The organism is Westiellopsis prolifica IICB1, from assembly GCF_004323185.1.
GTDB lineage: Bacteria > Cyanobacteriota > Cyanobacteriia > Cyanobacteriales > Nostocaceae > Pelatocladus > Pelatocladus prolificus_A.
In genome coordinates this window covers 2,114,965-2,128,993 of sequence record NZ_NAPS01000002.1, presented here as the reverse complement: position 1 = coordinate 2,128,993, position 14,029 = coordinate 2,114,965, and the positions used below count along the sequence as shown (strand labels likewise).

Here is a 14,029-nt window from a genome sequence, read left to right as displayed (position 1 = left end):
AGCTTTAGCTAGTCAGCTGTTGATGGATCTGTCTCCAAAGCGGAAGAACGACGGCGACGACGACGAACAGCAATACTAGTACTAGCTTCTGTTTCATCTGCCATCATGGGCGAATCCACAGTTTCAGTTACAACTGATGACAATGGTTCTGTTTGTATCGAACTTTCTATGGTAGTAGTTGCTGTTTGAGCAATTTCCGGGGCTGTTTCTGTTTGTGTGGCAGTTTGACCGGGGAGAGTAACATTAATAATGACAGACTTGGGATTTCTGACTTCTCGGTTCAATTTCACTAATGGTGAAACTCCCATCAAAGCGTACACATCTTGTTCCGGTGGTGTCATTTCCACAGTCACAATTTCTGGTGGTTCGACTACTGGTTTGACTATTTCTGGTCTTGAGATTTTAACTCGTTCTCCTCTTTCTACCCAACCTGGTTTACTAATGTTAGGTATGGGTAGATCAGAAGTCTCTACTAATTCTCCCTCTCCATCAATGTCCATATCTGGATCATTTACCAATGATAAGGGATTGCCATTGATGCGTGGCTCTTCTTTCCCGTTACCACCATTTAGTCCGATGCGACGACGGCGACGTCTTTTGTTGTCACTAATTTCTTGATAGCTGGGATGATTGGATAGGTTCAATCCACTTAAATCGCTCTCGTGTTCGTATCCTTCCCCAAATCCATCGTAGCTTTCCCGTGGTTCACTCAAGCGAGGAGATGGCAAACGAGGTTCTCTGTGAGGCACAGATACAAAACGTTCTGGTAATTCGGGTGGTGGTGCGATCGAACGGCTTTCGGTTTCTCCAGGTAAATGCACAACATGCCCTAAACCACCACAGGTTTGACAAGATTCACTAAACAATTCGTAAATATTTTGACCTTGGCGTTTCCGGGTGAGTTCTACTAAACCTAGTTCTGTTAATTGAGCAATCTGAGGACGGGCTTTGTCTGATTTTAGGGCTTTGTTAAAGTGTTCAAGGACATGCTGTTGATCACGCCGTGTTTCCATATCAATGAAATCAACAACAATCACACCAGCTATATTCCGTAAACGTAGCTGACGAGCAATTTCTGTGGCTGCTTCACAGTTTGTCCATAAAACTGTTTCTCTGGCTGTTGCTGATCGCGTAAATGAACCAGAGTTGACATCAATCACCGTTAATGCTTCGGTGGGCTGAATAATAATATAGCCACCAGAAGGTAAATCTACTCTGGGTTTAAGAGCTTCTTTAATCGCAGCATTGATCCGGAAGTATTCCAAAATCGCTGCGCGATCGCGGTGGTGGTCGATCAATAATCCTTGTGGTACTTGTCCACCACTCCAGTTTTGCAAATACTGTTTTACCCGTTTTAAGCCAGTGCTGGAGTCTACAACGATTCGGTTGACATCCGCACCGTACATATCTCGTAGTACACGCTGGATAAAGTCATCATCCCGGTTAAGTAGTGCAGGTGCGCGGGTAGAAACTGCTTCCTGCTGAATCGCTTCCCATTGTTTTTGCAGGTTTTCTAAATCCTCAATGATTGCTTCTTCTGGTTTACCTTCTGCTTCTGTGCGAACTAATAAACCCATCCCCGCAGGTTTAATCAAAATTGCCAATGCTCGTAAGCGGTTACGCTCATTTTCATTTTTTATGCGCCGGGATAAATTTACACCTCGTCCGTAGGGCATGAGTACAACATAACGTCCCGGTAAAGTAATGTTACCTGTAAGCCTTGGGCCTTTTGTTCCTGTTGGCTCCTTCATTACTTGCACCAATACTTTTTGTTGTGGTGCTAACAATTCGGTAATTGCTGATGCTGTACGCTTTAGTCGTAATGGTCCTAAATCTGTAACATGAATAAATCCGTTGCGTTCTGGGTCGCCGATATTGACGAAAGCAGCATCGATTCCTGGTAATACATTTTCTACTACTCCTAAGTAGATATCACCAATTTGATGATGACCTGTAGCAACAACTAATTCTTGTATTTGATCTTCAGAAAATACGGCAGCTATTTGATGCTGCTCCGCGATAATAATTTGTTTCGGCATTCAATTTCCTCAAAATTTGGCAGCAAAAATAGACTTGGGGGTATGTAGTCCCTATTGCCCCTGCAAGCCCAAACAGGCGCTGCTGTTAGTAAAAACTGCGAACTCAAGCCCACACTTAAAGAGCTATTGACTGGAGAAATGCGTTTACACGCCCGATGATTCCAGAACGGCTGCATACTATTTAAGCAATTTAATCACCCGTCCATGGTTAATTTTTGATGCAACGCCCTCATTCTCTAAGAATTAGGCATTGAGCATGTGTGTTAAAAATCATAAAGTTTAGAGAAGCCGACGAAGCCTTTTATTTAGTTATTGATTCACAAGATAAGCATCAAGAGAGAGTATTCTTGAATCTGCCTGGTGGTAGTCTGGGATAAAATCCTAGATGTCGCTCTCTAAATCTCTGCTTTTAAACCCTCAGTACCAGGATTGTGAACCAAATAACTTAATGCAGCGCCAGAAAAATTCTCTTCATATCATTCTAACGCAACCTTGTTAAAAATCAATTCCCCATAGGCAAATTGGGAAGCTACTCAATCGCCAGCTGTCCTCAAGCAATTAACTAATCCTGCAAAACCAAACGATGGCGATGGATTTGCAGTAGCTGGAATTCTATGCCTGCCACTTGTTCTAGCATAAACAGAACTTGTTCTGGGCGCAACAGTGTACCATCTGGACGACAACTACCTAGATAACGCAAACTAACTGCCGATGTCACCATATGAGTAGTTTCTACTAATTCAATTTCAAACAAGCGATCGCGCAGATTTACTAAATTAGTTTTACCTGACTTTGTTGTTTGCTCGTACCAAATCTCACTTTTTTGTTTAATTGTATCCAACCACTCTTGCCATTGTGTAGATATTGATGAATCTGGTACAGCAATAGTGAGTACATACTCGGCAGCTTCTAAGCCTTGGGTAGCAGCAGGAGCTTTTAAATCTAGCTCTACCACATCATATATAGGTATGTCACTGGGCAGTACCTGTGCCAATTCTTCTCGGAAAAAATTCAGATCTAGTGACTGAGTAAACTCAAAATCGACAATTTCACCGCTACTGGTAGCTCCTAAAGGCAAAGCTGAAGCCACTGATATACGTGGTGACGGATGATACCCACCAGTAAAAGCAATTGGTAATCCGGCTCGTCGCATGGCTCGGTCAAACAAGCGCATCATATCTAGATGGCTGACCAAAGCCATATCACCCTGTTTCCCAAACCATACCCGTAATCTCTGAACTTTAGTAGTATTTGGTACAAACTGTCCTGCAAATTCTGGGATTGATGGCGGGGGAATGACAATGTTATGACCAAAGTCTGTGCCGCAGACACCACAGTGAGAGCAACTATCAAAAGAGCAGTCAGGAACGATCGCAGCTTCTAAGGCGCGTTTTAAGTCTTCTTGCAGCCACTTTTTATCGATACCCGTGTCGATATGGTCCCAGGGTAGGGGTTTATCGAGGGAAGGGGGGAGTGGAGTGGGGGAAGTGTGGGATGTGTGGGGTGTGTGGGAAGACAAGGAAATAATTTCTTCTCCCCCCTGTCCTCCTTGTCCCCCTTGTCCTCCTTGTCCCCTTATCTCCTCTGTGCCAAACAAATTCCACTCGCCATTCTCAACTTGGCGATATTTCCAACTCAGGTCTGCTTCGGCGATCGCAACTCCCCAAGCATTGTATGCACGCTCAATGCTGTCATACCAGGAATCCATACCTGCGCCTAATTCCCAGGCTCGACGCAAAACTTGACCGAGAGAGCGATCGCCTCTACCGATAAAATCTTCCATCGCCGACAGCCGCACATCGGTAAAGTTTACCTTCACTCCTTTGATGCGGCGGAATTCTTGTTGCAGCAACTTCTGCTTCCTTCCAAACTCCGCAGTTGCAACGGAGTGCCATTGAAATGGGGTATGGGGTTTGGGGGTAAAGTTAGAAATCGTCAAGTTGAAAGCCAGTGGTTTTCTTCCTTTAGCTCGACATTCTCGTTGTAACCAACGGACTGTTTCTGCAATACCCAAAACATCTGAATCGGTTTCACCAGGTAAACCAATCATGAAATATAACTTAATTTTATCCCACCCTTGTTCCCAGGCTGTTTTTACACCCCGTAATAATTCTTCATTGGTTAAACCTTTATTGATAATATCTCGCATTCGCTGGGTTCCTGCCTCTGGAGCAAAGGTTAGACCACTTTGCCGCATTCCACCCAGGATGTTAGCGATATTTTCATCAAATCTATCTACCCTTTGGCTGGGTAGGGAAAGAGAAATATTCTCATTTTTGAGACGATTTTTGATTTCCATCCCTACTGCTGGAAGGGACAAATAATCAGAACAACTCAGAGAAAGCAAAGAAAACTCATTATAGCCAGTTTCCCGCATTCCCTTCTCAATTGCCGTCACCACCTTTTCTGGTTCCACATCTCGCGCTGGTCGAGTCAGCATTCCTGGTTGACAAAAGCGACAACCACGAGTGCAACCGCGTCGAATTTCAATCGTCAAGCGGTCATGGACTGTCTCAACGTAAGGAACTAACCCAATCGAATAGGCAGGAATGGGCGTAGCCACTCGTCGTAAAATTCGTCTGGGTACATCTGGATGATTGGGATGGACAGATCCATCCGCAGCTAGATCATAAAACTGAGGAACGTATACACCCGGTATTTGTGCCAAGTCGAGCAAAAGTTCTTGACGACTTAAACCTGATTGTTTACCTTCTTCTAAAACTAAACCAATTTCTGGCAGAAGTTCTTCACCGTCGCCCAAGGCGAAAAAGTCAAAGAAATCAGCGTAGGGTTCTGGGTTAGATGTCGCCGTCTGTCCACCAGCAAAAATTAAAGGATAGGAAGAAATGCTCCCTTGTCCCTTTGTCTCCCTTGTCCCTTCATTTCTCTCTTTCCAAGTTAAGGGAATACCAGCCAAGTCCAACATTTCTAAAATGTTGGTGGCGCCAAGTTCATAACTGAGGCTAAAGCCCAAAATATCAAATTCTGTGAGCGATCGCTTTGATTCAACAGCGAATAACGGTGTCTTGGTTGCCCGTAGTTTAGCCGATAGATCTGGATTTGGTAAGTAGGCGCGATCGCATAACTGGCGTGGTTGGGCATTCAAGATGTTATAGAGAATGACATGCCCCAAGTTAGAGGCTCCCACTTCGTATACTTCGGGATAAGTTAATACCCAGCGAATCACTGCCGTTTCCCACGGCTTGTGTATGGCTAGACGTTCATTACCCAGGTAACGAGCTGGTTTGGCGATATCCGAGGTGATTAATTTTTCTACTGCAATAGCCACTGTGCTATTTTTCTAGCGATTTCAAAATAAATGACTCTTACTCACCTCCAACATTAGCATTGATTAGGCAGTTTCAGAGTGTTAATTAGTGTTTCAAAGTTTTTTAATGTCAATCAACTCCAAACTTAGTGACAACCTACCTAAGATACTACTTTAGTTTCAAATATCAGAAGTTACGCAAAGAATCGCCGAAACTCTGATGAGCCAAAGTAAGGACAATTAATTGTCCCTACAGCCTGTAGTGCTGCGTAAGTCAGCGGGAATAAATCTAACTCTGTTACGAAAAGTAAACATGCACCAAACTCTTACCAATGACTTTTGACAAATAACGACCTCAGCCTGTAGAGACTTTCGTCTTTCGCATCTCTAAATTTGTGCCAACTGACTTAAGTCCTAAGATATTTCAAAAACTTGATCAAGTTGGGTCAGTTCAAAAACAATTCTAATAGATGGAGAAACCGAGCAAAGGCTAAATTGCCTTCCTAAGTCTTGAGCAAATTTCAGTGCAGACACTAGTGCCATTAAGCCAGCACTATCTAATGCTTCTACTTGTTCCAAATCTACTAGCAATTGATTAGTTGTGTTTTGTGCCAGTGCTTTTGTTAAATCTTGTTGAAATTTTAGAGCATTAGCAGCATTTAGACTACCTTGAGGACGAATCACTGTAATTGTTGGATTTTTAAGCAGCGCTTGCATAATAACATCCTACTAAATGTAAAGTTTTTCAATAATGAAAGATAGATGTATTTGACCATATACTCTTTCTGCTGACATCGACCATGCGTATTACTTCTCTTAGCGGAATCTTTATTGCTTTGCTATATCTTTTTAAAGATTTTCATAAACTCAGAAAAAAGTATTTAAGTATACTTTTGTTACAATAAGAATTAAATATATTGCTTGCCATACCGACTAGTTCTTAATTAGTGATTACTAAAGTTGGTTAATGCAAACAGTAAGGCAATAATCTATATCCTGACTTCACTTCAACTATATGATAGATACAGGAGGCGATCGCGAATCAAACCAATCATAACTTGTGATTCAGATCACTGCTAACATAAGTATTAGATCACATTTTATACAAAATTGCGCCTGGGATAATAACTATATAAAGGAAATTAGTTGGTAATTAGGTATGAAAACCAGATATATCATTCGTCAACTAGTAGAAAAAGCCCTTTTGATTAGGAAATTAACTCCTGAAATAGAAAATGAAATTAACTCAGAACTGACACAAATGGGTTACATCTCTGACATTGATTATGAAGCCTTGGAATTATTAATGGCAGAAATGGATGCTGGTCGAATTCAATTAGTTCCCAATATTTAAATTAATACTTAGTAATTACGTTTTGATGATACAAAAAATACAGCTTCCACAGTTAATCAAGCTGAACAATTTTGTGAGACAAATTTTATTTCAGCAAGCTTGTTATCTTGAGAAATACGACTGCTCATATTTCATGATATTTTATTTTTAAATATTGTGATTTCAAATACTTTAAGTATAAAAACACTTCAATTCAGAACATGGTTATCGAAGTGTTTAGTGATATTCGAGTATAACTAAAGTGTAATTTATAACTTCCAGCAGCAGTACTAAGTAAGTAGGCACAAATACACCAGACGGGCCATGGCATGTCTGGAACTCGTTGGGGTCGTCCTTTGTCCTTTGTCCTTTGTCCTTTGTCCTTTGTCCTTTGCCATTCGTAAGGGTTCTAGGCGTGTTTACTTTTCGTAATATAGTTATGTTTATTTCCACCGGCTTACTTAGTAGTGTATCGCGTTCATTATCAAGGGTAATAGATCCTCAACTTCTTTACGAATTCGGGGATGTGAACACCCGTGACTCATCAAAATTAATGTAATGAATCATTAGATTCTTTCTTATAAGCTCGCCAAACTTCATGAATAAACTGATGAAGTAGCTGCTTAGTAGGGGAATCTATTTCGGGTTTTGGTTCTTTTGCTAAGAGCTGACTCAAGATGGAAATGATTTCTGTATCTAAAGCTGGTCGAAATAAATCTAATGGCCAAAGTAAATCGGAAGCCTCTCGTAAATCATTTATAAGTGGAGGTTCGGAAGATTTGACCAATAATACCAAAGGACGTACCCAGCACAAATGACGGGAAATTACAACTTGAATAACTTCTCCATATAGCTGGCTGTCATCATGCTCTAAAGATACTATTTGTCCTGGTTGAAAATTCAGTGTAATCTCCATAGTTATACAGCTTTGGCAGTGGCATTGATATTGCTGCTGCTGTTTTAATTTTAACTAATTCTGCGAAATACCCCATCCTCCTGTAAGGTGGGAATGGTATGTTGTGGGATATGGAGGACAAAACAATTCAAAATACCCTTCGGGAACGCTAAGGGCGTACAAAATTCAAAATTCTGAACAAGGGAAACAAGGAGAACAAAGAGGACAAGGAAGCTCTTAGCAGGGAGACCACTGGAGGCGAAGAAAAACTAATTACCTGTGACCAATGACAAATAACTAACAACAAATAACCAACACCCTTTTTGGTGCTATACAATAATTCATAAGTAACTGTAAAGCTAATTCTAGCAACCAACCTCTAGAAAAAAACTTGTTGTAGTAAATTACCAGCAGAGCAATCAGCCGTGTCAGTCGAAACCAAACAGAAGCCTTCAACTTCCAGAAAACTAGCGCCTCAATATCGCGTTTTGCTCCATAACGACGACTACAACACTATGGAGTATGTGGTACAGGTTTTATTAACTACGGTACCCAGTCTTACTCAACCACAGGCTGTTAGCATCATGATGGAAGCCCATAGCAGTGGTATTGCTTTAGTCATTACTTGCGCTCAGGAGCCTGCTGAGTTTTATTGTGAGACTTTAAAAAATCATGGTTTAATTAGTACAATTGAACCAGAAGAATAAATCAGTGAACAGTTATTAGTTATTAGTTATTAGCGATCGCTTTGATCACTCATACATTTTTAAATCAAGTTGGTCTATAAGTAAAAATATTCTTGATAAACTAGTTAAAATTCTTAAAATTCTAGCCAATTTGGTATGAAAATAAACCTTGCTCTTTTAGCCCAGCGTTCTGTATTTATCAGGCTGGGTTTTTTTCTAGTGGTTTTATTAGTGCTGTGGTTGCCTTTTGCTATACCAATATATTTATTAGTACCTGATAGTAATTTAGTAACTATTTTAACAATGGTACTACTATATGTAGAATTTATTTTTCTACTCAGAATATGGGGTAAGCAAGTTTATAAACAACCTCAAATTTTCCAGCACTACGGTTTACAGTTCACGCGATTAAACGGCGTAGATTTACTACAAGGTTTAGCGATAGGATTAATTAGCATTTTGATTTTATTTGGTTTAGAAGGGTTATTAGGATTTTTGGTGTGGCAACAACCCAAAGTTTTTTTATTAAAAATAGTATTAGAAGGTTCTCTTACAGGTTTGGGTATTGGGTTGGTTGAAGAATTGTTATTTCGAGGCTGGTTGTTAGATGAATTGCAGCGAGATTATTCTCCCCGTGTAGCACTTTGGGCAAGTGCAATAATTTATGGGGTATCGCATTTTATTAAGACTTTGGAAGCGATTCTTCACACATTGCCACAACTTCCGGCTTTAGTGCTACTGGGGTTGACGCAGGTATGGGGAAAGCACTGGCGACGGGGGCGTTTGGGATTACCTATTGGTTTACATATGGGTATAGTTTGGGGTTATTACATCGTTAATATTGGCGGATTAATTGAATATACGAATCAGGTTCCTGATTGGGTGACAGGGGTAAATAAAAATCCTTTGATGGGAGTAATGGGACTAGTATTAATGGGTATATTGGCGTTGTGGATGAGGGGAAAGGTATCCACAGTCGCCATAGATGAATCTAAAAATGCAAAATTCAATATCAAAAATTGATAATTTATGTAATTACTGACTATTTAAAGGATTGCGAATATAACCATTTTTGTCACCAATCTGTACCCATGCTAGTCCTTCTGAAAAGTTTCCAGCATCCTCAAATTGTGGTTGAATCACGAAATCACCACTCTTGTTAATATAGCCCCACTTGTTGCCAACTTTAACAAGAGCTAGTTCTTCCAAAAAGCTATAAGCTTCGTCAAACTGTGGTTGAATAACGAAGTTACCACTTTTGTTAATATAGCCCCACTTGTTGCCAACTTTAACAATTGCTAAGTTTTGGCTAAAGTTTTTAGCATCATCAAATTGCTGCTTGATCACTACATTACCTTTATTATCAATATATCCCCATTTGCCATTCGTCTTTACTACTGCTAATCCTTCAGAAAAGGTGTGATTATAGTCAAATTGTGGCTTGATAACAACGTTGCCGTTTTTGTCAATATAACCCCATTTGTTGGCAATATTTACATCTGCTAGACCTTCAGAAAAATGACCAACCTCATTGAATTGTGGCTTGATAACAACATTATCGTTTTTGTCGATAAAACCCCACTTACCACCAATTTGTATGCCTGCTAACCCTTCTTGAAAGTCGAAAACATTATAATATTTCCGCTCTATTACAAAACGCCCTATTTTGTCAATAAAGCCACAAGTATCAGCAAGACATGCTCGTGCTAACCCCTCAGAGAAATTACTAGAATTATCATCAGTAAATTGCTGTGGAATGACAAAGTTTCCAGTCTGATCGATATAACCCCAGTTTTTTCCTGAAATCCAAACTCGTGCTAGTCCTTCAGAAAAGTTATCAGTTTTATCAAATTGTGGTTGAATTACGACACTGCCTGTTTTGTCGATATAGCCCCACTTACCGTCAATCTTGATCTGTGCTAGCCCTTCAGAAAAATCGGAAACCCCGTCAAATTTCGGCTCAATAGCAAAATTGACATTTTCTGAAGATAGCGATGAGGTTGGTGGTGTAGTTGATGTATCTGCTGGTGTAGAAGAACTAACTATTGCTGACGGAGTTTGAGATATTACAGACTGTGGTGGAGATGGAGAACGACTTAATAGAGCAACAATAGAAATAACTCCTATTCCCAATCCACCTAGTCCAATTAAACTTCCCCATAGTAATGGTTTGGGAATTTGTGAAACTATAGTAGTTAATCTAGAAGATATTAAAGGTTGTGAATGTGTTTGTGACTGTGGTGTTATGGCATTTAAGGCTTGTAATGCCTCAGATGCATTTTGGTAGCGTTGGCTAAAGTGATAGCGTACCATTTTGGTTAAAATATTTGCTAGCTTATCGCTCACTTGCACATAATTACGCCAAATCAGTTCACCTGTTGTATTATCTTGAAGTAACTGTTGCGGCATTAAGCCTGTAAGAGCTTGGATACCAAGCATACCCACCGCATAGATATCGCTGGATAATTTGGGGTCACGATTAGCTTGTTCACTTGGCATATAGCCAGCAGTACCGATCGCAATAGTAGATCTGACCTGACCTTGAGTGTTCATTGCTAAACTGCCAATTTCTTTGACTGCCCCAAAATCAATCATTACAATCTTTCCATCACTTCTACGCCGCATTAAATTTTGGGGTTTAATATCCCGGTGGATAATATTACGCTCATGAACAAGCACCAATACTTCCAAAATTTCCTGCAACAGTCTTACAACCTCACTTTCACTAAAACGCCTACCAGGAGTCAGTTCTTTTCCCAGATCATACCCATCGACGAATTCCTGAACTAAATAAAACTCCCCATTTTCTTCAAAGTGAGCAAACAATCTTGGTATTCGATCATGTTGGCCTAATTGATACAAAACTTGTGCTTCTGTTTCAAATAATCTTCTGGCAATAGGTAAAACGGATGGATCAGGGCTAGTTGGTTTTAAGTGTTTGACTACACATTGGGCATAAGTGGGTAAATCCATATCTTTTGCCAAATAAGTGTCAGCAAATCCACCACTTCCCAATTGTTGGACTATCTGGTAGTGATTACGTAGGATTGTTCCATTGACCAGCATAAGGTTGAACCAGTAGAGCTAAACACTAATCTCATTGTGTTAATCAACATCAATGCTCAACCTTTGAATTACTGGAAAAATAATATTTTAGTTACTTTTGTTTACGAAGCAAACTCAGCCATTGTCCCTACCAAACAAGCCCGATCTAAATTTACTCCATTTAAATTCGCTCCTTCTAACTCTGCACACAGTAAATTTGCACTTGTCAAATTTGCCCCTGACAGATTAGCCTCTCTCATATCTGCTTCTTCTAAATTTGCTTCACTCAACAACGCCCCTTGCAAATCTGCACGGCTTAAGTCTGCGCCTTTGAGATTCGCCCCTGTCAGGTTGGCTCCTCGCAAGTCAGCACCCCGGAAGTCAACTCCTTGTAAGTTGACATTCATCAAATTTGCACCACTCAAGAAAGCACCAGCAAAAGACACTTCACTCAGTCTCGCCCCGATTAAATTAGCACCGCGTAAATTGCTACCCCTTAAGTCAGCACCTGTCAAATCTGCTTGCATCAAATTCGCGCCCATCAAATTCGCCCGCAAATCAGTTGCTTGTAGGTTTGCTCCCATCAAATTAGCACCTTCCAAATGCCCACCTTCAAGTTTAGAAGCAGTGAAATTTGTACCCACAAGAGTAGCACCAGCAAAATTAATGCGGTTTAAATCCAAATTTGATAAATCCTCATCTTCTAAATTAGCTCCTGCTAAGTGCTTAACTTTTCCTAATTTAATAGCTTCTATATTCATAAAACCTACAAAAAATCTCTTTGTGATCTTTATGTCCTACCCTTACGGTAAGTCGCTAAAGCGTCTATGTGGTTAGTAAAAAAAATCAACCACTAGACGACAAAAAAATAGCAGTAGAACTTACGCAAAATTATGAAAAAACGTAGACACATAGTGGCTTACCGGAGGTTACCACAAATACCTAAAAGTACGCAAAGAAATAAGAGTTTTTCAAATAATTTTTGCGTAAGTTCTGGTTAAGCAAAAAAACACTTATTGTATACGTAAATTTTGATTTCTTTCCATACTAGTAGTCTGGCAAGTCAACTTTGCTAGGTAAACCAATTTTAGATTCACCTTCTTTTCCTCTTCTCTTGGTGTACTACCTTACGGTAGACACGTAGACGCTTCTGCGGCTTCCGTAGGTAGTGGCTTGGTGAAAGTAGCCGCTTGCGCGTCTAAGGCGCCTTGGCGGTTCATTCCTTTACCCCTCAAAGTTAGGTTGTCAGAGTACTAGTCTTGGTTTCACTATCGAGTCGATAATCCAATAACCACATACCAACACTGAGTTTGGGTGTAATTATGGGTAATTCTAGTCCTTGTTGTAAACCCATCACTAATAGTGTCAAGGTATCTATCAGTTTTGGATCAAAGCGTCGCGATTGTTGTTTACATTCTTCTAAAGCTTGATTAATGATTTCTTCACGGCTCAATTGAGATGATTGTTTTTGATGTACTAGGGATTGAAATTCAACAATGAGTGCTAGAATCCTCGATTCTAGAGGAATTTCATCACCAGCCAATCCCGCTGGTTCACCAGTTCCATCCCAATATTCGGTTTGGTGAGTAATAATTTGTGCTACCGCTCGTAGTCGTGGCATAGTTCGCAGTACCTGCGCTCCTGGTACAAGAGAACAAGTTAAAGGACAACTAGGTGCATCTTCTTGGTAATAAGTAGTTGTACTGGGAGTAAGTACGCTTTCTACTCTTTGCAATGGATCTAAACGGTGTAACAATCCTGCTAGGCGCAATCTTTTGATCTGCCATGCGGGCAAATCTAAAAGTTGTCCCATTGTTTCTACTAGCGTCACAACTTCTGCTGCTGCCATAGGATTGGTAATATCAGCAGCATCTATAATTTGCGCCATCCGCAAAAATGCTTGGATTTCATTGGAAACTAAGTTAGTATCCAGGGCTTGGTGGCGTATGTTGCTGGGGACAGAGATATTTTCTTGTCCGGTTTGGAGGTAATCAACTACACGGGAAACTACCGCATTCAATTCTTCTGGTGTAGCCAAGCTAGGCTGAATTGCTTGTTGATCGGTAGTGAGTTTTGCTGCCAATTCTGGATTGTAGCGTTGAATGTGAGCGATCGCCAATGTGGCTGTTTCTTTGACTAATTCTGGTTCAAATGTCCACAAGCCGTAAAATTTTCGCTCTAAATCTGACGGAGGCAATCCAGAAGCACCATAATCAGCCTCTGATAATTCTTGACAAATTACCATTGCTGTGTATCTTGGTGATAGGATAATTAAGTGCCATTCCTGGGCTACTGGATCAGCTGGATCTAAACCAACTAAGTTGACATTAGGTAATTGACTTGTAGGATGTTCTGCCCAGCCAGTATCTGGAGCGGCCATAATGGCTATTTGACGGGATTTTTTTGCGATATCTGCATATCTTTCTGCTTCTTGAAGATACCATTTCCCCTGTTCAAAGGCGGTAATTACCAAGGGCGAGGTGACATCATTTAATATGTGATCTTCCAGGGCATGACACAGAGCGACTAGGGTATTTTTATAGTACACTCCGAATCTAATCGGTCTTTTGCTATGGCGATGAGCTATTTCTAGTTGTTGGAGTATGGAGCCTTGTAACATGAGGTTTGATTAAACGAACCGCAAAGGATGCAGAACGGCAGAGGGTGAAATCAGGGCTTATGACACTTTAGTTTACTGTCTGAGACTAAAATATGCTATCTACTGAGAGTGCTAATATTGTTTGAGATTATATAATTTGGCAA

General features: G+C 40.5%; 10 protein-coding genes. 3 read left to right on the top strand and 7 right to left on the bottom strand.

Annotated elements, in window-relative coordinates; all coding sequences use genetic code 11:
- Positions 1 to 8 precede the first annotated feature (8 nt).
- The 3 genes from rne to B4U84_RS23465 all read right to left on the bottom strand — a co-directional run bounded on the left by rne (position 9) and on the right by B4U84_RS23465 (position 6,024).
- Positions 9 to 2,039 carry a ribonuclease E gene (gene rne, locus B4U84_RS23475; protein ID WP_017311589.1) on the bottom strand — a complete coding sequence of 677 codons (2,031 nt, stop codon included), beginning with the start codon at positions 2,037 to 2,039 and terminating at the stop codon, positions 9 to 11.
- A 562-nt stretch (positions 2,040 to 2,601) separates the two neighbouring features.
- Complete coding sequence (locus B4U84_RS23470) at positions 2,602 to 5,328, bottom strand: TIGR03960 family B12-binding radical SAM protein (RefSeq protein WP_131120735.1); 2,727 nt, start codon at positions 5,326 to 5,328, stop codon at positions 2,602 to 2,604.
- 393 nt (positions 5,329 to 5,721) lie between these two features.
- Positions 5,722 to 6,024 carry an STAS domain-containing protein gene (locus tag B4U84_RS23465; RefSeq protein WP_017311587.1) on the bottom strand — a complete coding sequence of 101 codons (303 nt, stop codon included), beginning with the start codon at positions 6,022 to 6,024 and terminating at the stop codon, positions 5,722 to 5,724.
- 442 nt (positions 6,025 to 6,466) lie between these two features.
- Here B4U84_RS23465 and B4U84_RS23460 point away from each other — a divergent pair, with 442 nt between their 5' ends.
- The gene (locus B4U84_RS23460) at positions 6,467 to 6,661 is read left to right on the top strand and encodes a hypothetical protein (protein ID WP_017311586.1); all 195 of its coding nucleotides are present in this window, start codon (positions 6,467 to 6,469) and stop codon (positions 6,659 to 6,661) included.
- 529 nt (positions 6,662 to 7,190) lie between these two features.
- Here B4U84_RS23460 and B4U84_RS23455 read toward each other — a convergent pair.
- Positions 7,191 to 7,556, bottom strand: a complete 366-nt coding sequence (locus B4U84_RS23455) for a hypothetical protein (RefSeq protein ID WP_017311584.1) — start codon at positions 7,554 to 7,556, stop codon at positions 7,191 to 7,193.
- Positions 7,557 to 7,960: 404 nt separating this feature from the next.
- Between B4U84_RS23455 and clpS the strand changes: the two genes are divergently transcribed.
- Together clpS and B4U84_RS23445 are read left to right on the top strand one after the other, a co-directional pair.
- Positions 7,961 to 8,242 (top strand): ATP-dependent Clp protease adapter ClpS, encoded by a 282-nt coding sequence (clpS, locus tag B4U84_RS23450; RefSeq protein WP_017311583.1) that lies wholly within the window; start codon positions 7,961 to 7,963, stop codon positions 8,240 to 8,242.
- A gap of 135 nt (positions 8,243 to 8,377) precedes the next feature.
- Complete coding sequence (locus B4U84_RS23445) at positions 8,378 to 9,244, top strand: CPBP family intramembrane glutamic endopeptidase (RefSeq protein ID WP_131120734.1); 867 nt, start codon at positions 8,378 to 8,380, stop codon at positions 9,242 to 9,244.
- A gap of 12 nt (positions 9,245 to 9,256) precedes the next feature.
- On the opposite strand, the gene B4U84_RS23440 is transcribed toward B4U84_RS23445, so the two are convergent.
- From B4U84_RS23440 to B4U84_RS23430, 3 genes are all read right to left on the bottom strand, one after another.
- Positions 9,257 to 11,287 (bottom strand): WG repeat-containing protein, encoded by a 2,031-nt coding sequence (locus tag B4U84_RS23440; RefSeq protein ID WP_131120733.1) that lies wholly within the window; start codon positions 11,285 to 11,287, stop codon positions 9,257 to 9,259.
- A gap of 101 nt (positions 11,288 to 11,388) precedes the next feature.
- Positions 11,389 to 12,027 carry a pentapeptide repeat-containing protein gene (locus B4U84_RS23435; protein WP_131120732.1) on the bottom strand — a complete coding sequence of 213 codons (639 nt, stop codon included), beginning with the start codon at positions 12,025 to 12,027 and terminating at the stop codon, positions 11,389 to 11,391.
- A 476-nt stretch (positions 12,028 to 12,503) separates the two neighbouring features.
- Positions 12,504 to 13,886, bottom strand: a complete 1,383-nt coding sequence (locus B4U84_RS23430) for a DICT sensory domain-containing protein (RefSeq protein ID WP_131120731.1) — start codon at positions 13,884 to 13,886, stop codon at positions 12,504 to 12,506.
- Positions 13,887 to 14,029: the final 143 nt, after the last annotated feature.